Origin of the sequence: Streptomyces sp. CA-142005 (assembly GCF_050942335.1) — a bacterium.
In the GTDB taxonomy this organism is placed as follows: Bacteria; Actinomycetota; Actinomycetes; order Streptomycetales; family Streptomycetaceae; genus Streptomyces.
This window is the reverse complement of the sequence record NZ_CP192078.1, coordinates 3,837,544-3,857,611: the sequence shown is the minus strand read 5'-3', so window position 1 is coordinate 3,857,611 and position 20,068 is coordinate 3,837,544. Positions and strand designations below refer to the sequence as shown.

Sequence of the window (20,068 nt, the reverse complement as noted above, 5' to 3'; positions counted from 1 at the left end):
CCCGGACACCCGCCCCTCACCCGAAGGCACCCCGTCGTTACGGCGTGACCTTCTCGATCTTCACGCTGCCCACGCCCGCGACCGTGCCGCGTGCGTTCACCAGCTGGACCCGGCCGAAGAACTCACGGCCCGCCGGGGCCTGTGCCGCGGCCGTGACCTGCCCGGTGACCGTGGCCGAGTCGCCCGTGCCGAGCTTGACCGGCGTGGAGTCGTCGACCGTGACCGAGCCGAGCGTGGGGGAGAAGAACACGTCCCGGTAGTCGTAGTCGGTCGCGCCGGACGGCACCGCGTAGCCGACGACCTTGATGGTGTACGTGCCGGCGGCCGGGGACGGGATGGAGACCGCTTCCTCGGAGTCGCCGTCGGCGGACTGCGCGACCTGCTTGCCGCTCGCGTCGTACACCGTCAGGTCCAGGTCGGCGGAGGCGTCCGAGACGTTGCCGATGGCGACGTCGAGGGACTTGGCGCCGGCCGGGACGTCCACCGTGGTGGTCTGCGTCTCGCCCTCCTTGATGGACGGGCGGGCCGTCTTGGCCGAGCCGAGCGGACCGCCGACCGCCTTGCCGTCGAGGGCCGCGTACGCGTTGGTCACCTTCCAGGAGACGGCGGCCGGGCTGCCGGCCTTGGCCTCGGGCACGGTCACGGTCTCCGGGTCGAAGGCCGCGCCGAGGACGGAGACGTCCAGCGTGTACGGGTTGTCCAGCAGCGGGGACGTGCGGCGGGACTCCACCTCCACCTCCCAGACGCCGGGCTGCGGGTCGGCGTAGGAGCGCACGTCCGGCTTGCAGCCGTTGCCGTCCAGGTAGTTCGGGTAGCAGTACGGGGTGCCGGTGTTGTCGACCGGGACACCGTACGGGTGGACGGCGATGAACCGGGTCTGGCTCTTGTCCTTCAGCCCGCCGATCGCCACCTCCAGCGACTTCGCGCCCTCGGGCACGGTCAGGAAGTACGACTGGGTGCTGTTGCGCTGCACCGAGTTGGCCGCGGTGTAGGTGTAGTGCACCGGGGTGGAGACCACGACGGTGGTGAGGATCTGCTTGTCGATCCCCTCGGTGAACGGGTCGTCGACGTCCAGGATGGCGCTCTTGACGCCCGCCGATCCCGGGGCCGCCTGCACCTTCACGGTCACCGGCTGGTTCAGCGGCAGCCGCACGAGGTCGTCGCCGAGGATCCGGAAGGCGGCGCCGGCGTTGTTCTCGAAGCCCAGCTCGTGCCAGACCGGACGGTCCGGGCCGGAGGTGCGGGTGATGGTGATGTCGTAGGTCTTCTTCTCGCCGGCCTTCAGGCCGCCCTCGCGGTCGTACAGGCCGGTGCCGTAGCCCGGGGTCTTCAGCGCCTGGTCGAGCGCGGTGTCGACGGGCGCCTTGACGGTGTAGTCGTGCGCGGAGGCCCCGTCCCTGATCGCCTCCCAGGCGTCCACGATGTCGATCAGGCCCGAGCCCTCCTCGTACGCCTGAACGCCCTTGATGTGGTGGGCCGTCGACGTGAGCGCCGTGCGCAGCCCGGCCGGGGTCAGGTCGATGCCCTTCTGCTTGGCGGCGCTCAGCAGCAGCGCACTGGCGCCGGCGGCCTGCGGGGAGGCCATCGAGGTGCCCTGGAGCATGGAGTAGCCGGCCGGCAGCGAGTAGCCCGCCTCGCCGACCGGCGAGCCGGGCAGCCAGGTCTGGGTGGAGTTGATCGCGGCGCCGGGCGCGACCAGCGTCGGGGCGAAGCCGCCGTCCTCACGCGGGCCGCGCGAGGAGAACGGCATCATCTGGTACTTCTTCTCCACGACCGAGCCGTAGTTGGCGGCCCAGGTCTCCTTGGAGATGGCGGCACCGACCGAGATCACTTTGTCGGCGAGGCCGGGGTCGCCGATGGTGTTGGCGCCGGGGCCGGAGTTGCCCGCGGAGATCACCAGCTGGACGCCGTAGGTGTCGATCAGCCGGGTGTACAGCTCGGCGCGCGCGTTGTTGCCGTCGTTCAGCGCCGGCAGGCCGCCGATCGACATGTTGACGATGTCGACACCGCGGTTCGCGACGAGGTCGATCATGCCCTCGGTGAGGGCCACGTTGGTGCAGCCGCCGGTCCAGGTGCAGGCGCGCGAGGAGACGATCTTCGCGCCGGGGGCCGCGCCGTTCATCTTGCCGCCGAACAGGCCGTTCGCGGCCGTGATGCCCGCGACATGCGTCCCGTGCTCGGACTCGATGACACCGATGTTGACGAAGTCCGCCTTCTTGCCGACCCAGGACCCGCCGTAGGGGTCCATCGGCACGTCCTTGCGGATCTGCACGACGAACGGCACCCGCTCGGCCACGTCGGTCTTCGGGTCGTCGGTGCCGAAGTACCCGACCTGGTAGCCGTCCTTGTACGGCTTCATCGGGGTGTCGTCGGTGAAGTCGTGGTCGTTGTCCAGGTCGACGGTGACCGTGCCGGCCGCCGGGTCGTACAGCACGCCCCAGCTGTCGGTCGTGTCGCCGTCCCGGTTCAGGTCGCCCTTCTCGTCGCCGCCGGTGGTCGCGGACTCCTTGAAGGTGCTGATCTCGTACGAGCCGGAGGACGCGGTCCAGGTCGCGCCGCCGTAGGAGAAGCTCGGCCCGGAGACGGCGGTGACCATCGGGCGCCAGGTGGCGTCGCCGTCCACGATCGGGTCGGTCGCGGTCACCCAGTCGACGATCTTCCGCTCGCCGGTGCTGGTCTTCTGCAGCGCCGGGTGGCCGAGGTCGACGCCGGAGTCGAGGATGCCGATGGTGATGCCCCGGCCGTCCCACTTCGGGTGGTCCTGGACGAAGTCGACGGCGCCGGTCTCGAAGGACGGGTTGTACGGGTTCTTCGCCGGGGTGTTCCGGCCGGGGGCCGGGTAAGTGCCGGTGGCCGTACCGGACTCGGCGCCGCTCGGCGCCGGGTCGTCGAGCGGGATCTCCTGCTTGAGGTCGATGGCGTGCACCGAGGAGAGCCTGGCGGCGGCCGCGATGGCCGAGTCGGCCTTTGCCGTCGGCACGGTGGCGCGGACGTAACCGAGCTTGTCGTAGGTGCGGCCCACCGAGCCGCCCTCGACCGCGTCCAGCTCCCCGGCGACCTGCCCGGTCTGTCCCGGGGCGGTCGCGATCATCATCGTGACGTTCTTGTCGCCGTCGGCCTTGGCCTCGGCGAGCAGATCGGCGTCGTCCGAACCGAGCTTGTCGTGGGCGGACTTGACACCGGAGTCGTACTGCCCCTGTGGGGCGGAGGGGGTGTCCGCGGCGAGGGCCAGGGGTATCGGCCCGGCGGCGGACAGGGCGGCCACCACGCCCACGGCCACGGCTATGCGGGCCAGGCGTCTCGGACCGGGTATGGGATCACGCTCGGGCGTGTGGGTCATCGGCATCCCTCAGGTCAAGGAATTGAGCGGACGAGGGCGCTCAGCCTTACCCAAGGGACGGTTCTTTGGGGATCGTTGACCGAATCGATATCGATGTATGGGGAAAACCCGCGATGCGTTTCGCCGTTATCGGCCCCGTATGGCCGGAGATGGGGTCAGTTCTCCTTCGAGCGCGCGTAATGCCGGGACGCCTTCGCACGGTTGCCGCACGCGGCCATCGAGCACCAGCGGCGGGTGCCGTTCCGGGACGTGTCGAAGAAGTGCAGGATGCAGGTGCCGCCGGCGCAGGTGCGGATGCGCTCCGGGGCCCGGGTGATCAGCTCCAGGTAGTTCCGGGCGGCGAGCCAGGCGGGCCCCCACGAGGGATCGGCGAACTCCGGTTCCTCGGCGGGGCCGTCGGGGGTCAGCCGGGCCCGGATCCGCCCGTGCTCCAGTACGGCGTCCACCAGCGGCGCGGCCTGGGCCGGTGCCCCGTCCACCGCCGCCTTCAGCGCCTCGCGCGCCTCGCGCAGATGCTCCAGCACCTCCGCGTCGGCCGCGTGGTCCCCGGCCAGCCCGTTGCTCGCGAGCCACACCGCCAGGCCCTCGGTGGAGTCGAGCAGGTCCTGGGTGACGCCTTCCCGGTTCCACCGGGTGTTGAGCAGGTCGAGCGCGAGGGGCTCGCCGGTTAGCGGGCGGGGGTCGCGGGCGATGGACATCGGGCACTCCTTCTCGACTAACCCCTCAAGAGTACGTGACCGGTTGACGATCTCGCCTCTAACCGTCTAGCTTAAGAAACAACGGTTAGGTATCTCGAAGGGAAGATCCATGACCCCGCGCATCGCGCACACCGGCCTGAACGTCACCGACCTCGACCGCTCCCTCGCCTTCTACCGCGACCTCCTCGGCTTCGCCGTGCTCGCCGAGGGCAAGGAGGACGACCGGCGCTGGGCGATGCTGGGGGAGACCGGCGGCGCCCCGCTCGTCACCCTCTGGCAGCAGGCGCAGGGCTCGTACGACAGCGGCCGCCCCGGGCTGCACCACCTCGCCTTCACGGCCGACTCGATCGACCGCGTCCGGGAGTACGAGACCGCGCTGCGGGCCGCCGGAGTGGACTTCGCCCACGACGGCGTGGTCGCCCACCGCGAGGGCGCGGCCTCGGGCGGGATCTTCTTCCACGACCCGGACGGCATCCGCCTGGAGATCGCCGCCCCCCTCGGCCCCGACGGCGCCCCGGCCCCCCACTCGGACGCCCCGACCTGCGGCTTCTTCTAGCCATGAGCACCTATCACGCGGGCTCGCTCGCCGTGCAGGAACTGCTGGGCGTCCGCGACCGCGCCGAGCACGTGGGCCGCTCCCTCGGCCAGGACATCAAGCCGGTCGCGGCGGCCTTCCTTCAGCTCCAGCCCCTGCTGGTGGTGGGGGCGGCGGACCCGGCAACGGGCCGGGTGTGTGCGTCGGCGCTCACGGGCGCACCCGGTTTCGTCCGGGCGACGGGCCCGCGGCAGATGTCGGTGGTCACCGGTCGGCGGTCGTGCAGCCGACCTGAAGGGGTGCAGGGCACTGCGCGAGCAACCACAGACAGCCGGCACCCGAACGACGACCCTCTCGCAACGGCCCTCGAAACCCCCGGCACCCGTATCGGCACCATCGCCCTGGATCCCCGGACCCGCCGCCGCATGCGCCTCAACGGCCGGCTGAGACCCACACCCCGCGGCTTCGCCGTAGAAGCCGACCAGGTCTTCTCCAACTGCCCCAAGTACATCCAGCGCAGGAACTCGTACGAGACACTCGCCGACCGCGAGCCGGGCAGCACCCGGAGGCTGACCGAACTCGACCCGCGGACAACGGAGTTCATCCGCTCGGCCGACACCTTCTTCCTGGCCACCGCCCACCCCGGCGGAGCCGACGTCAGCCACCGCGGCGGCAACCCCGGTTTCGTCCAGGTCACCTCGCCACGCGAACTGACCTGGCCCGACTACCCCGGCAACGCCATGTTCCTCACCCTCGGCAACCTGCGCGCCGACCCCCGCGCCGGACTGCTGTTCCTCGACTGGACCACCGGCACGACCCTCCAGCTCACCGGAGAGGCCCGCGCCGAGTTCACGGCGGCCGGCGAGCGCGACGTCCGCTTCACCCTCACCGAGGCCCGCTGGACCCCCGCCGCCCTTCCGCTGCGGTGGTCGACGCCGGAATACTCACCGGCGAATCCCGACATCGCGCGTTAACGTCCGTCCATGCGACGGAATTTGAGGGTGGCGGCCTACGCCGTGTGCGTGCGCGACGGACAGATCCTGCTGGCCCGCTCACCCGGGCCCGACGGGACGCCTGAGTGGGTGCTGCCGGGTGGCGGCATGGAGCACGGCGAGGACCCGTACGACACCGTCCGCCGCGAGGTCATGGAGGAGACCGGTTACCGCATCGAGGTGACCGGTCTCCTCGGCGTGGACTCGCGCCGGCTGACCCTGCGCCGGCGTCGCCACCACCGTCGTCGTACCGACCACCACGCCCTGCGCCTGGTGTACGAAGGGCAGGTCGTCGGCGGTGAACTCCGATACGAGATCGATGGATCCACTGATTTCGCGGCATGGCGGGATCTTTCGGTCGTACCGGACCTGAACCGGGTGCGCCTGGTCGACACCGCGCTGCGGCTCTGGCGGGAGCGCCCCGCGAACGGGCATCTCGCCGTCGAGACCCCTCCCGTACCCCAGGAGATGAACGAGGAGTAACCGCCCCCCGGCCGCCCGAAAGCCACTCCATGACCGCGACCGGTACCCCGTGATCCACGTACGGTGATCGGCGCTGCGCGTTGCCGCCGCGTTCACGCGCAGGTCATCCCCGGTGCCAACGATCCAGAGCGAGCGGGTTGTTCGCGTGAGCGACGACCCGCGACCACTGCCGACGCGTTCGCACTCGGGGAGATCGCGCCAATGTCGCGCATACGCTCTGTCGCCGCCTCCGCCCTGGAGGTCAACCGCCGTACCGTCCTCGCCGCCGCCGGAGCGGTCTCGCTCTCCGCGGGCGTCGGCTACGCCCTCCGCCCCACCGACAGCCAGGCCGCCACCACCGCCGCGGCGCCGGTCGCCCACTCCCGGCAGGCCCCCGCGGCGACCCCGCTCGTCCCCTACACCAAGGGCACGACCCTCGCCTCCGTGGCCGCGCCGCGGGGCAGCTCCGGCTACCGCAGGCTCGGCGACGGCCCGGGCTGGGGCCGGGTGGTGCGCGGCGAGCTGGCCACGCCCAAGTCCGGCCGGGCGGGTCGCCGTACGACCCTCGCCGCGTTCGTGCAGTTCACCGACCTGCACCTGCAGGACGTCCAGCACCCGCTGCGGCTGGAGTACCTGCGCTCCCACGACGTGCACGCCTGGCGTCCGCACGAGGCGCTGACCGTGCCCGGCGCCGTCTCGCTCGTCGAGCGGGTCAACGCGTTGCGGGGCGCCCCCGTCACCGGCGCCCCGCTCCACTTCGTCATGACCACCGGCGACAACACCGACAACAACGCCCACTCCGAACTGGAGTGGTTCATGAAGGTGATGAGCGGTGGGCGCATCACCCCGAACTCCGGGGACGCCAGGCACTACGAGGGCGTGCAGAACAGCGGTCTGAAGCTGTACTGGCAGCCCGACTCCGCCCTCCGCGACGGCGACAAGGCGCTCGGCTTCCCGCAGCTCAAGGGTTTCCTGGCCGCCGCGATCCGCGAGGTGCAGAGCCCCGGCCTGAAGCTGCCCTGGTTCTCGACCGTCGGCAACCACGACGCCCTCCCGCTCGGCTGCTACGGCTCCCACGGCGACCCCTACCTCGCCGAGGCGGCCATCGGCGGCAAGAAGCTGTTCAGTGTCTCCGCCGCCGACGCCCAGAAGCTCCAGGACGCCATCAAGAACGCCAAGGACCCCAAGGGCACCGGCTACCGGGACTTCCTCAAGGCCCACGCCCGCTCGATGCGTTCGGTCACGCCGGACGAGAAGCGCGCCCCCTACACCCAGGCCGACTACCTCAAGGCCCACCTCGACCCGGCCTACCAGGGGCACGGCCCGGCCGGGCACGGCTACTCCTCGGCGAACCTCGACGCGGGCACCCAGTACTACGCCTTCCGCATCTCCGACGACGTCATCGGCATCAGCCTCGACACCACCGACGCCGGCGGCCACTACGAGGGCTCCATCGGCACCGCCCAGCTGAACTGGCTGGACAGGACGCTGAAGGACAACAAGGACTCCTACGCCGTCGTCTTCAGCCACCACACCAGCAAGACGATGGACAACACCCGCCCCGACCCGGCCCGCCCCCGGGAGAAGCGGCACAGCGGCGCCGAGGTGATCTCGCTGCTGTCCGCCCACGCCAACGTCCTGGCCTGGGTGAACGGACACATCCACAAGAACGTCATCACCCCGCACCAGGCCTCCGGCGGCCGCTCCTTCTGGGAGATCTCCACCGCCTCGCACGTCGACTACCCCCACCTGGCCCGCATCATCGAGCTGGTGGACAACAAGGACGGCACGATCTCCCTCTTCACCACCCTGATCGAGTCCGCGGCCCCGCACCGCACCGACTTCGCCGACCTCTCCCAGACCGGCCTCGCCGCCCTCTACCGCGAACTGGCCTTCAACGCCCCCGGCGCCAACAAGACCCTCGCGGGCACCGCGGCCGACCGGAACACGGAGCTGGTGCTGAAGAAGGGCTGAGAGCCACTCAACTGGCCTAAGGCCGAGCAACCTTCCGGTATCCCACGCCGGTTTCCTCCCCCGACCGCACCGAACAGCTCAGGTTGGGGGAAGACATGCGCGTACGCACGACCCTGGCGGTCGCCACGGCCGTACTCCTCTCGGCGGCCCTGGCGGCTCCGGCAGCGGCCGCGGCCGAGGGCCACGGGCACGCCGCCACCCGCAAGGCCGTCGAGGCCGCGGTCCGGGCCGGCGTGCCCGGGGTGACCGCCACCGCGAAGGACGCCCACGGCACCTGGTCCGCCACCGCCGGCGTGGGCGACCTGCGCACGGGCACGCCGCGCTCCACCGCCGACCGTTACCGCGTCGGCAGCATCACCAAGACCTTCGTCGCCACCGTCCTGCTCCAGCTGGAGGCGGAGGGCCGGCTGTCGCTGGACGACACGGTGGACAAGTGGCTGCCGGGCGTCGTCCGCGGGCACGGACACGACGGGCGGCACATCACCGTACGGCAGCTGCTGAACCACACCAGCGGCATCTACAACTACACCGAGGACGAGGACTTCGGCCGCGCCTACTTCACCGAGGAGGGCTTCTCCCGGCACCGCTACGACACGCTCACCCCGCGCGAGCTGGTGGCCGTCGCCATGCGCCACAAGCCGGACTTCGCGCCGGGCACGTCCTGGCACTACTCCAACACCAACTACGTGTTGGCCGGCATGGTGATCGAGAAGGTGACGGGACACTCGTACGCCACCGAGATCACCCGGCGCGTCATCCACCCGCTGCGCCTGAGGGCCACCTCCCTGCCCGGGACGGAGGTCACCGTCCCGCATCCGAGCAGCCGGGCCTACTCGAAATTCACCGACCCGTCGGGTCCGACGTACGACGTGACGGCCCTGAATCCGTCCCTGGCCTCCGCGGCCGGTGAAATGATCTCGAATTCCGCCGATCTCGACCGTTTCTACGGCGCTCTGCTCGGCGGAAAGATCCTTCCACCGCACCAGCTGAAGGAAATGAAGACCACGGTCGAGATCAAGGACTCCCCCTCGCCGGGACGCTATGGCCTCGGCCTCATGGAAACCCCGCTGAGCTGCGGCGTTCATGTGTGGGGCCACGACGGCGGCATCCACGGCTCCACCTCGACGGCGATCACGACCGAGGACGGCCGGCATTCCCTCGCCGTCAATTTCAACGGGGACTGGGCCGGCGGCGGGCGCGCGGTGGCCGAAGCGGAATTCTGTTAGCCACCGTTTCACCCACGTCATTCCGTGTTAACGCGGACGCAATGTCCGTACCGCCTCATATCGGCTATCCCGCTTTGGACGGGGATGGCTCGATCTTCTCGATCATTTATGCAAGGCGGGGTGGTCGCGTGCGCACGAGGCACGGACTGCGAGTGCTGTCGGTCTACGAGGGTTTCTTCTCCGGAGGAGCCCGGATCGTGCACAGCGACGTCGTACTGGGACTGGCCGAGGGCGGCCAGTCCCACCAGGTACTCAGCATCCATGGCGAGGTCCATCGCGAGGCCACCAGGCAGCGCATGGAGGACGACCACTGCTACCGGGCGCTGACCGCCGGCGGGGTCGGTGTCACCTCGCTCGGCCGTAGCGCAGGGCTGGTGGACGGCTCGCTCGCGGCGAACGTTTTCAGCGGGCCCGAGCTGGCCGAAACGGCTCGGTCGATGGCCGGGGCGGATGTGATCCTCTCCCTGAAGGAGCAGCCGCTGGCCCTGCTCAACCAGGGCGGCCTGCCCCGCCGCCCGGTCGTGGTCTGTCTGCACCGCTCCGACCCGGAGAACCAGGGACCCGCGCTCGAGGAGCTGAAGGCCGCCATCGCCGACGGCACGGTGGCCGCGTGCGTGTGCTGCGCCGAGTCCACCCGGGCCGCCTACGAGGCCGCGGGCATCCCGGGCCGGCTGCTGCATGTCATCCCCAACGGCGTCGACCTGCTCCGCTTCCGCCCGGACCCGGCCGCACGGCTCGCCCTGCGCGCCTCCCTCGGGATCGCGGACCGGGCGCCGGTGGTCGTCTTCGCGGCCCGGTACGCCGCGATGAAGAACGTCCCCCTGCTGCTCCGGGCGGCCCGCGCCTGGCTGGCCCGGGAGGGCGGCGGGCACGTGCTGATGTGCGGCGCGGGGATGACCCAGGGCAACGCCGGGCTGCGCGCGGACCTCGCCGACGCCTTCGCGGACGCGCCGCCCCTGACCGACCGCGTCCACCTGCTCGGCGTGCGGCACGACATGCCGGCCGTGTACGCCGCCGCCGACGTCGTCGCCCTGACCTCCGTCTCCGGCGAGGCGGCGCCGCTGTGCCTGATCGAGGGCATGATGTGCGGCGCGGTCCCGGTGACGACCGACGTCGGCGACAGCGCGTCGATCGTCGAGGGCCTCGGCTTCGTCACCCCGCCGGACCCGGGCGCGATCGCCCTGGCCTGGTCCGCCGCGGCCGCCGGCCGTACGGACCTGGCCCCGGCCCTGGAGGCCGCCCGGGAGCGCTTCAGCCGCACCCGCATGATCGCGGCCTACGCCACGCTGCTCGACGAGGTGTACGCCTCACACGTCGGTGGGCAGCGGGTCGTGGCGCAGCACGCTGTAGGCGACGCCGTCGCGCCACCGGCCGTCCCGGAAGACGATGCCCCGCAGTACGCCCTCGCGGGTGAACCCGGCCTTCTCCAGGGCCCGCTGCTCGGCGATGTTCTCGGCCTCGGTGTCGGCCTCGATGCGCATCACGGGGGTGTGGGCGAAGAGGTAGCGGACGAGCTGTAGCTGGGCCCGGGTGCCGATGCCCCGGCCGCGGGCCTCGGGCAGCAGCTGGGCGCCCATGTTCCAGCAGTAGGTGGAGGCCGAGACGACGATCTTCCGCCAGGCGACGAACCCCAGCGGCTCGGTTCCGGCCGCGACGATCAGCTGGCCGCCGTCCTCACCGAGCAGCCGGTTCTCCGTCCAGCGCTGCCGGAACCGCCGTGGGTCGGCGTATCCGTACCACTGGAAGGGCCCCGCCGTCTCGGGCTCGCCCAGGAAGCGTTCCAGCAGGGGCAGATCGTCCTCACGGACGGGCCGCAGGGAAACGGGTTCAGCGGGCATGGAGGACTTCTGCCCCTGGCACGGATGTGGCAATCCGGCCCCGGCGGGGTTCAGGAGACCCGGTCGAGGACCGGGAGATAGCCGAGGCTCTGCCCCGGAGCCGTGGGGTGGTACGACTCGGTGGGGGCCAGCACGTCGACACTGTGCAGCCACGGGCTGCGGGAGCAGATCTCGTGGCCGGCGAAGGCGGCCCTGACGTCGGCGAAGGTGAACCCGTGGGCGGCGGCGCGGCGGGCGATCACCGCGTCGAGGTGGTCCACACCGTCGTTGATGGCGGCGCGCGCGCTGTCCTGGAGGCCGATTTCGCAGACGCCTCTGAGGTGGTACAGGTGCGGATAGCCGAGCACCACGACGCGGGCGGCGGGAGCCCGGTTCCTGATGGCCGAGTAGAGCCGGTCCAGGCTGTCCCCGAGGGACCGGTCCATGGTGGCGCGGGCGCCGGCGACGGCCGACAGGCAGCGGCTGGTGCCGCCCAGTGCGCAGGTGGTCATGACGCCGACGAAGCCCGCGTCGCTGCCGCCGACGGTGAGGGTGACCAGCCTGGTGCCGGCGCCGAGCGTGCCGAGCTGGCCGGACAGGACGTCGCTCGTCCGGGCGTGGTTGCACGCGGCGAAGGCGAAGGTCGTCACCTTGTGCGCCGAGGCCCACAGGACCGGGTACGCCCGGCCGCTGCGCCTGCAGTCCGTGCCGGTGGGGAGGTAGTCGCCGGCACCGAGCCCGGCGGAGTAGGAGTCACCGAGTGCCACGTACCCCGGGCCCGCTTTCAGCGGCGCCGCCTGTGCCGTCGCGGGGGCGGCGACGAGGCAGGCGGCGAGCAGGAGGGCCGGCGAACACGCGGCTGTCCGGGTGTGTCGCATACCTCTCATCTTTCGTGGTCCGGACGGCGCCGCCCGCGAGGCTCCTCCGTTCGGGTGAGAACGCGGAGTCACCCGGGGCGGTGACCACGAGGAGGGGCCACCGGCATCGGCCCGGTGGCCCCTCCTCTCCCCTCCTGGCGCCCCTCCGGTCCGTCACTACCGGGGAAGCACCACGACGTACGCGGCCGGATCACGGTCCGCCGAGGCCATCAGGGCCGTACGGACCACCGCCGCCTGCTGCTCCATCGCGTCACTGAGCTTCTTCGGCGTGAGGTACACCACCGTGATCCCGAGGCGTTCCAGGTGCTCCCGCTTGCGGGCGTACTCCGACCACAGCCCGTCGTCGTCCCGCCGGTGGCCCTGCCGGGGCGCCCGGGTGTCCAGCTCCACCGCCACCGCCTGCTCGGGCCAGTACGCGTCCAGGCCGCCGAGGTGCGGGCCGCCGGGCAGCCGCAGGTCGACGTTCCAGACCGGGTCGGGCAGACCGTACTCGCCGACCATCCGGTACAGGCGGTCCTCGGCGATCGAACGGCCCTCCGCCACGAGCGAGTTCACCGCGTCCACCACGTGCGGGCGGTTCAGCAGCTTTGCCTGCGTCAACTCCCGTACGACGGCGGCGGGTTCGCAGTGGCCGCCGCGCACCGCCTCGGTCAGCAGCCGCCGTACCGCATCCGCGTCCGTCAGCTCCGCCACCGCGTCCGCGAGCGCCCGCGGCACCGGCGCCACCGGCAGGCCGGTCACCGCGTCGGGCGTGGGCGGGGCGGGGGTGCGCAGGACGCGGACATAGCCCGTGGAGCGCAGCCGGCGCAGGCGGGAGACCAGGACGTCGACGTGGTCCAGGGAGAGCAGCGGCGGGGTGGCGGAGAAGCCGTGGAGGGTGAGGGCCGCGAGGCCCGTGATCATCGCGTCGGCGTAGACGGGGCGGTGGGGCTCCTCGGCCGGCGGCTGGGCCGGGACGCCGGGCGCGGACTCGCGGGCCGCGTACAGCAGCGCCCCGTGCAGACGCTCCTCGCTCGTCGGGGGGCCGGGGTGGAGCAGGACCACGTTCGGCAGCAGCTGCTGCCAGGGCCCGCCGGGGCGGCACTGCTCGGTCAGGTCGGCCGCCGTCACTCCGTGGGCGCGGAGCTGAGCCGTCGTCAGGACGCGGCGGTAGACCTGGGAGAGGCGGTGGAGGGGGCGGGGGGAGAGCGGGGTGTTGTGCGTCATGGCGTCGGGATTCCCGCGCCCGGTCCCACCCTTAACCGCTGTTACACGGTCGTCGAGAAATGCGGACAAGCCGGTACTAAAGGTCAGGTGTTCGGGTGCCGAGTAGGGACGGGAAACCCCTGGTCCGATCGGGTGCGGACCAGGGGTTACGGGTCACATTGACCGAATTCCGTAACGGTCACCGGCAGCCCGAACTCAGGCCAAAGGTCAGTCGCCGGCCGCCGTCGTGTCGCACTCCTGCGCGCGCAGCGCCCGCGCCAGGTCGTCCCGCGCCTCCAGCACCAGCCGGCGCAGCGCCGGCGCCGCGTCCGGGTGCGCCCGCAGCCACGCGTCCGTCGCCTCGAGCGTCTCCGGCCGGTCCTGCAGCGCCGGGAACAGGCCCCGTACGACGTCCATGCCGATCTGGATCGACCGCTCCCGCCACACCCGCTCGATCGCCGCGAAGTACTTCTCCGCGTACGGCGCCGTCAGCTCCCGCTGCGAAGGCTGGCCGAAGCCCGCGATGGTCGCCTCCACCAGCGCGTTCGACAGCGCGTCGGACTCCACCACCTGCGCCCACGCCTGCGCCTTGACCGCCGCCGACGGGCGGGCCGCGAGGCAGCGGACCTGGTGGCGCTTGCCGGACGCCGTGTCGTCGCGGGCCAGTTCGGCCGCCAGCACGGACTCGTCGGCCACGCCGTGCGCCGCCAGCGGCTCCAGGAACGCCCAGCGCAGCTCCTGGTCCACCTCCAGGCCGTCGATGACCTCCGCGCCGTCCAGCAGGCGCTTCAGCAGGGCGAGGTCCGTCTCGCCGGACGCGACCGTGGCGAAGAAACGCGCCCACGCCAGTTGGTGCTCACTGCCGGGCTCGGCCGCCTCCAGCTCCCGCAGCGCGCCCTCGGCCAGCAGCTCACCGCCGGCCGCCCGCCACCCGGGCGCCGCATAGTGCACCAGCGCCGAGTTCGCCCACGCGTGCAGCATCTGCAGCACCCCGATGTCGGACTCGCGGCCCGCGAAGCGCAGCACCAGACCGACGAAGTCCCGCGCCGGCAGCAGCGCGTCCCGGGTCATGTTCCACAGCGCCGACCAGCACAGCGCACGGGCCAGCGGGTCGGTCAGCGCGCCCAGGTGCTCCAGAAGCGTCGCCAGCGAGGTGTCGTCGAAGCGGATCTTGCAGTACGTCAGGTCGTCGTCGTTGACCAGGACCAGGTCCGGGGCCTCGGCGCCCGCCAGGTCCGCGACGACCGTGCGCGGGCCCTCCACATCCGTCTCCACGCGCGCGTACCGCTCCAGCGCGCCCTCGGGCGTACGCCGGTACAGGCCCACCGCGATGCGGTGCGGGCGCTCCTCGGGATGCGTCTCCGGCGCCTCCTGCACCACCGCCAGCTCGGCCACCCGGCCCTCCGCGTCCAGCAGCACCTGCGGCGTCAGCGCGTTGACCCCGGCCGTCTGCAGCCACGAACGCGCCCACGCCGACATGTCCCGGCCGCTGGTCTCGCCCAGCGCCGACAGCAGGTCGCCGAGGCGGGTGTTGCCGTACGCGTGCCGCTTGAAGTAGCGCCGCGCGCCCTCCAGGAACGCGTCCTGGCCGACGTACGCCACCAGCTGCTTGAGCACCGAGGCGCCCTTGGCGTAGGTGATGCCGTCGAAGTTCAGCTTGGCGTCCTCCAGGTCACGGATGTCCGCCGTGACCGGATGCGTCGACGGCAGCTGGTCCGCGCGGTACGCCCACGCCTTGCGGCGGTTGGCGAAGGTGATCCAGGCGTCCTTGAAGCGGGTCGCGCCCACGTTCGCGAACGTGCCCATGAAGTCCGCGAAGGACTCCTTCAGCCACAGGTCGTCCCACCACTCCATGGTGACCAGGTCGCCGAACCACATGTGCGCCATCTCGTGCAGGACGACGTTGGCCCGCGCCTCGTACGACGCCTGCGTCACCTTGCCGCGGAAGATGTACTCCTCGCGGAAGGTCACCAGGCCCGGGTTCTCCATCGCGCCCAGGTTGTACTCGGGCACGAACGCCTGGTCGTACTTCCCGAACGGGTACGGGTAGTCGAAGTGGTCGTGGAAGAAGTCCAGGCCCTGCTTGGTGACCAGGAAGACGTCGTCGGCGTCGAAGTGCGGGGCGAGCCCCTTGCGGCACATCGCGCCGAGCGGGATCTCCAGCTTGGTCCCGTCCTCGAACACCCGCTCGTAGGAATCCGTCACATAGTGGTACGGCCCCGCCACCACACACGTGATGTACGTCGAGATCGGCTTGGTCTCCGCGAACCGCCAGACCCCGTCGGCCCGTTCGCCCGCGCCGTTGCTCCACACCGTCCAGCCCTCCGGCGCCCGCACCTCGAAGCGGTAGGGCGCCTTGAGGTCCGGCTGCTCGAAGTTGGCGAAGACGCGGCGGGCGTCGGCCGGCTCGTACTGGGTGTAGAGGTAGACCTCGCCGTCCTCCGGGTCGACGAAGCGGTGCATGCCCTCACCGGTACGGGAGTAGGCGCACTGCGCGTCCACCACCAGCTCGTTCTCCGCCGCCAGGTCCTCCAGCAGGATCCGCGAGCCGTCGAAGACCTGGCCCGCGTCCAGGTCCCGGCCGTTGAGCGACACCGAGGTCACGCTCGGCGCGATCAGATCGGCGAAGCTGGACGCGCCCGGTTCGTTGCAGCGGAAGCGGATCGTGGTCACCGAGCGGAACGTGCGCGGCTCGCCTTCGCCGTCGCCGGTCGCGGACCTGAGGTCCAGGGACACCTCGTACCCGTCTACGGACAGCAGGGCGGCCCGCTCCCGGGCCTCGTCGCGGGACAGATTCTCACCGGGCACGGACGGCACTCCCTTGTGATCGCGTGGATGCGGCTGAACAGGACCGATCCTCCCATGTGCCCCTGACAGGGGGCAGCAGGGAATCAGCGGGGAATGCGGGCCGCGAGGACGTCGTTGAGCTTGAAAAGACCTTTTCGCTGAGGAGAACCATGTCCGAGACCGCGACCTCGACCGCGCCCGGCAAGACCCCCGTCGACTTCTGGTTCGATCCGCTGTGCCCCTGGGCCTGGATGACCTCCCGCTGGGTGCTGGAGGTGGAGAAGGTCCGCGACATCGAGGTCCGCTGGCACATCATGAGCCTCGCCGTCCTCAACGAGAACAGGCTCGACGAGCTGCCCGAGGAGTACCGGGAGATGCTCGCGACCAAGGCCTGGCAGCCGGTCCGCGTGGTCACCGCGGCCTGGCAGAAGCATGGCGACGACATCCTCGGCCCGCTGTACACCGCGCTCGGCACCCGCATCCACAACAACGGCGAGGGCCCGACCCTGGAGGCCGTCGCCGGCGCCCTCGCGGACGTCGGCCTGCCCGCCGACCTCATCGACTACGCCGAGCAGCAGGACTTCGAGTACGACGCCGAGCTGCGCGCCTCCCACAAGGAGGGCATCGAGAAGGTCGGCCAGGACGTCGGCACCCCCGTCATCGCGGTGCCCGGCCCCGACGGCGAGCAGATCGCCTTCTTCGGCCCGGTCGTCACCCCCGCCCCGAAGGGCGAGGAGGCGGCCCGGCTGTGGGACGGCACGATCGCCGTGGCCTCGGTGCCGGGCTTCTACGAGATCAAGCGCACCAGGACGCAGGGGCCGGACTTCAGCAACCTCTGAGCCCCGGCAGACGCAGGGCCCGGTGCCGCTCAGCGCCGGGCCCTTTGCCGTGCCTCCGCCAGCAGCTCCAGGTGTTCCTCGTACCCCTTGGCGTAGTACGCCGCCCGGTCCGGGTCCGGCTCGATGACGCGGGTCGGCTCGGTCCAGGCCGCGGTGTCCAGCGGGACCCCGTACCGCTCCGCCGCCGCCAGCACCGCGCCCCGCGCGCCGACCTCGCCCTCCATCACCCTGAGCGGCCGGCCCAGCACGTCCGCCAGCAGCCGCGTCCAGGCCGGACTGCGAGTGCCGCCGCCGCACACCGCGAGCGTCCCGGTCAGACCCGCGGCCTCCAGACAGTGCCGGGCCGCGTAGCCGATGCCCTCGCAGGTGGCGCGCACCAGGTGGGCGGGCCGGGTCTCCAGCGAGACACCGAGCAACTCGGCGCGCAGCCCCGGCTCCACGAAGGGCGCGCGCTCACCGGAGGGCGCGAAGTACGGCAGCACCCGCACCCCGAACGAGCCGGGCGGGGCCTCGGCCAGCAGGGCGTCCAGCTCCTGGTGCCGGGCGCCCGTCGTGGCCAGCACCCAGTCCAGGGCCGCCGTACCGACCATCGCGGGCATCGCGCGCAGCCAGTGGCCCGGCCGGTCGGTGGAGATGTACAGCCCGGCCGGTTCGCCCGCGAGATCCAGCTCGGTGGTGGCGACCAGGCTCGCCAGACAGGTGCCGACGATCAGCAGGCCGTCGCCGGGCGCGGTGACGCCCGCGCCGAGCGCGCAGGCCGGCAGGTCGTACGGGCCGTTCGCCAGCCGGGTGCCGGCCGCAAGCCCCTCACCGACCGCCTCGCCGGTCGCGATCGGGTCGCCGATCGGAGGCAGCAGCCGCCTGCGGTGCGTCAGGCCGAGCAGCTCCAGCACCCCGTGGTCGTACGACCGGGTGCGCGGGTCGAGGAACGGCATCGACGCGTCCGACACGTCCGTCACCGCCCGCTCGGCGCCGGTCAGCCGCTGGAACACCATGTCCTTGCAGTACACGGCCGCCGCCGCCCGGTCCAGGGACGCCGGCTCGTGCCGGTCCAGCCAGGCCAGCAGCGGACCCGGACAGCCGGGGAACATCGCGCTGCCGGTGCGCCGGAAGACGGCCTCGAAGGTGCCGTCCGCCAGCCACCGGTCCACCAGCTCGTGCGCCCGTCCGTCCATCCAGGAGATCGCCGGCCGCACCTGCCGGCCCGCCGCGTCCACCAGCCACACCCCGTCGCCCTGCCCGGTCAGCCCGGCCAGCTCCACGGGCTCCTCCAGCCGCCCGGTGAGGACCTTCAGCGCGCCGGACACGGCCGCGTACACCTCCGGCATCCACTGCTCGACGGCTCCGAAGCGCACATCGAGGTTCACCGGCCGCACCTCCACGCCCAGTTGGCGGCCGGCACGGTCGAAGGCGGCGGCCTTCACCAAAGACGTGCCCACATCGATCCCGACGAACATGACACCCCCGGGTGTTCTCAGGTCAGACAGTGCGCGAGCGGCTCCCCGCGCACCCAGCGGCCCACCTCGGCCGCCGCGATCCGTGCCGCCTTCTCCGCCACCGCCCGGCTCGCACCACCGAGGTGCGGGGTCAGCACCACCCGGTCGGCCGGCGCGCGCAGCCCGGAGTCCGCGGGGAGGGGTTCGCGGGCGTAGGTGTCCAGGGCCGCCGCGCCGAGCCGCCCGTCCGCCAGCGCGTCGCACAGCGCGTCCTCGTCCAGCAGCGCCCCGCGGGCGGCGTTGACGACCACCGCGCCCGGCGGCAGCAGCGCCAGCTCACGGGCGCCGAGCAGGCCACGGGTCTGTGCCGTCAGCCGGGCGTGCAGGGTGACCACATGGGAGCGGCGCAGCAGTTCGTCCAGCGAGTCCAGGCGCAGCCCGTGCACCTCGCCGCGCACATAGGGGTCGTACACCATCACCCGGGCCCCGAAGGCGCACAGCACCCGCGCGACCCGGCTGCCCACCGCGCCGTATCCGACGATCCCGACGGGCAGGTCCTCCAGCTCGACACCGCTGTGCTCGTACGTGTAGTACGCGGACCCGCCCCAACTCCCTCGACCGGCGAGAAGGTTGTGGGCCTGCGGGATGCGGCGCAGGGCGGCGAGCAGCAGGCCGACGGTGAACTCGGCGGTGGCGGCGGCGTTGCGGCCGGGTGCGAAGCACACCCGTACGCCGTGCCGCTTCGCCGCCTCCAGGTTGACGTTCACCGGCCCGCCCCGGCAGACCACGACCAGCCGCAGCGCGGGGCAGGCGGCGAGGACGCGGGCGGTGACCGGGCCCATCTGGGTGACCAGCACCTCCGCGCCGTCGAGCGCCGTGATCAGCTCGTCCTCGGCGTCGCTCGCCTCGCTCACCTCGGCGACCGGCCCGAACGGCTCCAGCGGCCAGCCGAGCGTCAGCTCCCGCACCTCGCAGTCGGCCTCCCGGCCGAGGGCGGCCGTGATCAGCCGCGGCAGGACGAAGTGGTCGCCGGCGGCCAGCACACGCACGCGGGAGGTCGTCACAGGGAGGCACGCTCCTTCGGATCCGTGGCGCACACCTCGTGGCGCACCTTGTGCTCGTCCAGGTCGCGCAGCGCCTCGGGCGAGGCGCCGTCGTCCACCAGCAGCAGGTCGAAGCGGGAGAGCGGGGCCACCCGGTGCAGCGCGACCCGGCTCAGCTTGGTGTGGTCGACCAGCAGCACGGTGCGGGCGGCCGCGTCGAGCATCGCCCGCTTCACGGAGACGATGTGCTGCTCCTGGTGGTAGGCGTAGCCGCCGTGCACCCCCGACGTCGACAGGAAACCGACGTCCACGCGCAGCTGCTCGACCGCCTCCACACAGGACACCCCGAGGAAGGAGGAGTGCAGCGGGTCGTAGTCGCCGCCCAGTGCCATCAGATGGATGCCGCGCTGCCCGGCGAGGAGGTTGATCGCCTCCAGGAAGTTGGTGACGACCGTCAGCGGGGTGATCTCGCCGAGCCGCAGCCGGCGGGCCATCTCCAGGACGGTGGTGGAGTCGTCGAGGAGGACGGCCATGCCGGGCTCGATGTGCCGCATGGCGTGCGCGGCGAGCGCGGCCTTCTGCGGGCGCATGGTCTTCAGCCGGTACTGCACGTTCGACTCGAACACCCCGGACGGCTGCGCGGTCACCCCGCCCCGGAACTTCCTTACGATCCCCTGCCGTTCGAGCTCGTCGAGGTCCCGGTGGATGGTCATCAGGCTCACCCCGAACCGCTCGGCCAGCTCGGCCGCGGTCGCCGAGCCCTCCGCGAGGACGAGTTCGGCCATGGCCGTCTGCCGGGCCGCGGGCCCTTGCGGGGAGTGCGCGCTGCTGTTGCCCATCTTGCCTCTGTCCGCCG

General features: G+C 71.9%; 15 protein-coding genes and 1 pseudogene. 7 read left to right on the top strand and 9 right to left on the bottom strand.

Annotated features, from left to right (window positions below; all coding sequences use genetic code 11):
• Positions 1–37: 37 nt before the first annotated feature.
• Together ACQPXS_RS18165 and ACQPXS_RS18160 are read right to left on the bottom strand one after the other, a co-directional pair.
• Positions 38–3,340 carry a S8 family serine peptidase gene (locus ACQPXS_RS18165; RefSeq protein WP_433450368.1) on the bottom strand — a complete coding sequence of 1,101 codons (3,303 nt, stop codon included), beginning with the start codon at positions 3,338–3,340 and terminating at the stop codon, positions 38–40.
• A 155-nt stretch (positions 3,341–3,495) separates the two neighbouring features.
• Positions 3,496–4,038, bottom strand: coding sequence for a CGNR zinc finger domain-containing protein (locus ACQPXS_RS18160; protein ID WP_433450367.1), 543 nt, complete (start codon positions 4,036–4,038; stop codon positions 3,496–3,498).
• Positions 4,039–4,147: 109 nt separating this feature from the next.
• Here ACQPXS_RS18160 and ACQPXS_RS18155 point away from each other — a divergent pair, with 109 nt between their 5' ends.
• From ACQPXS_RS18155 to ACQPXS_RS18130, 6 genes are all read left to right on the top strand, one after another.
• Positions 4,148–4,594, top strand: a complete 447-nt coding sequence (locus ACQPXS_RS18155; RefSeq protein ID WP_351797672.1) for a VOC family protein — start codon at positions 4,148–4,150, stop codon at positions 4,592–4,594.
• A gap of 2 nt (positions 4,595–4,596) precedes the next feature.
• Positions 4,597–5,547, top strand: coding sequence for a pyridoxamine 5'-phosphate oxidase family protein (locus ACQPXS_RS18150; RefSeq protein ID WP_433450366.1), 951 nt, complete (start codon positions 4,597–4,599; stop codon positions 5,545–5,547).
• Between the two features lie 9 nt (positions 5,548–5,556).
• Positions 5,557–6,048 carry an NUDIX hydrolase gene (locus ACQPXS_RS18145; RefSeq protein WP_351797675.1) on the top strand — a complete coding sequence of 164 codons (492 nt, stop codon included), beginning with the start codon at positions 5,557–5,559 and terminating at the stop codon, positions 6,046–6,048.
• 201 nt (positions 6,049–6,249) lie between these two features.
• Entirely contained in the window at positions 6,250–8,001 is a 1,752-nt protein-coding gene (locus ACQPXS_RS18140; protein WP_433450364.1) for a TIGR03767 family metallophosphoesterase, read from the top strand.
• 95 nt (positions 8,002–8,096) lie between these two features.
• Positions 8,097–9,227 (top strand): serine hydrolase domain-containing protein, encoded by a 1,131-nt coding sequence (locus ACQPXS_RS18135; protein ID WP_433450362.1) that lies wholly within the window; start codon positions 8,097–8,099, stop codon positions 9,225–9,227.
• Between the two features lie 152 nt (positions 9,228–9,379).
• Positions 9,380–10,747, top strand: coding sequence for a glycosyltransferase (locus ACQPXS_RS18130; protein WP_433455852.1), 1,368 nt, complete (start codon positions 9,380–9,382; stop codon positions 10,745–10,747).
• Here ACQPXS_RS18130 and ACQPXS_RS18125 read toward each other — a convergent pair.
• The 4 genes and pseudogenes from ACQPXS_RS18125 to pepN form a co-directional block, all read right to left on the bottom strand.
• Positions 10,697–11,065, bottom strand: a pseudogene (locus ACQPXS_RS18125) (GNAT family N-acetyltransferase); the annotation flags it as partial. The gene ACQPXS_RS18130 and the pseudogene ACQPXS_RS18125 overlap by 51 nt on opposite strands.
• Before the next feature lie 50 nt (positions 11,066–11,115).
• Complete coding sequence (locus ACQPXS_RS18120) at positions 11,116–11,922, bottom strand: SGNH/GDSL hydrolase family protein (protein WP_433450360.1); 807 nt, start codon at positions 11,920–11,922, stop codon at positions 11,116–11,118.
• Positions 11,923–12,078: 156 nt separating this feature from the next.
• Positions 12,079–13,128, bottom strand: a complete 1,050-nt coding sequence (locus tag ACQPXS_RS18115) for a hypothetical protein (protein WP_433450359.1) — start codon at positions 13,126–13,128, stop codon at positions 12,079–12,081.
• A gap of 207 nt (positions 13,129–13,335) precedes the next feature.
• Positions 13,336–15,915: an aminopeptidase N gene (gene pepN / locus ACQPXS_RS18110; RefSeq protein WP_351797683.1), complete on the bottom strand. Its 2,580-nt coding sequence runs from the start codon at positions 15,913–15,915 to the stop codon at positions 13,336–13,338.
• Between the two features lie 149 nt (positions 15,916–16,064).
• Between pepN and ACQPXS_RS18105 the strand changes: the two genes are divergently transcribed.
• Positions 16,065–16,733: a mycothiol-dependent nitroreductase Rv2466c family protein gene (locus tag ACQPXS_RS18105; RefSeq protein ID WP_356311509.1), complete on the top strand. Its 669-nt coding sequence runs from the start codon at positions 16,065–16,067 to the stop codon at positions 16,731–16,733.
• Between the two features lie 29 nt (positions 16,734–16,762).
• Here ACQPXS_RS18105 and ACQPXS_RS18100 read toward each other — a convergent pair whose 3' ends face one another.
• Genes ACQPXS_RS18100 through ACQPXS_RS18090 form a run of 3 tightly spaced genes read right to left on the bottom strand, consistent with a single transcriptional unit; the run spans position 16,763 to position 20,051 of the window.
• The gene (locus ACQPXS_RS18100) at positions 16,763–18,190 is read right to left on the bottom strand and encodes an FGGY family carbohydrate kinase (RefSeq protein WP_433450357.1); all 1,428 of its coding nucleotides are present in this window, start codon (positions 18,188–18,190) and stop codon (positions 16,763–16,765) included.
• Between the two features lie 17 nt (positions 18,191–18,207).
• Positions 18,208–19,233, bottom strand: coding sequence for a 2-hydroxyacid dehydrogenase (locus ACQPXS_RS18095; protein ID WP_433450356.1), 1,026 nt, complete (start codon positions 19,231–19,233; stop codon positions 18,208–18,210).
• Positions 19,230–20,051, bottom strand: a complete 822-nt coding sequence (locus tag ACQPXS_RS18090) for a DeoR/GlpR family DNA-binding transcription regulator (protein ID WP_433450354.1) — start codon at positions 20,049–20,051, stop codon at positions 19,230–19,232. Before ACQPXS_RS18090 ends, ACQPXS_RS18095 begins: the two co-directional genes overlap by 4 nt.
• Positions 20,052–20,068 lie beyond the last annotated feature (17 nt).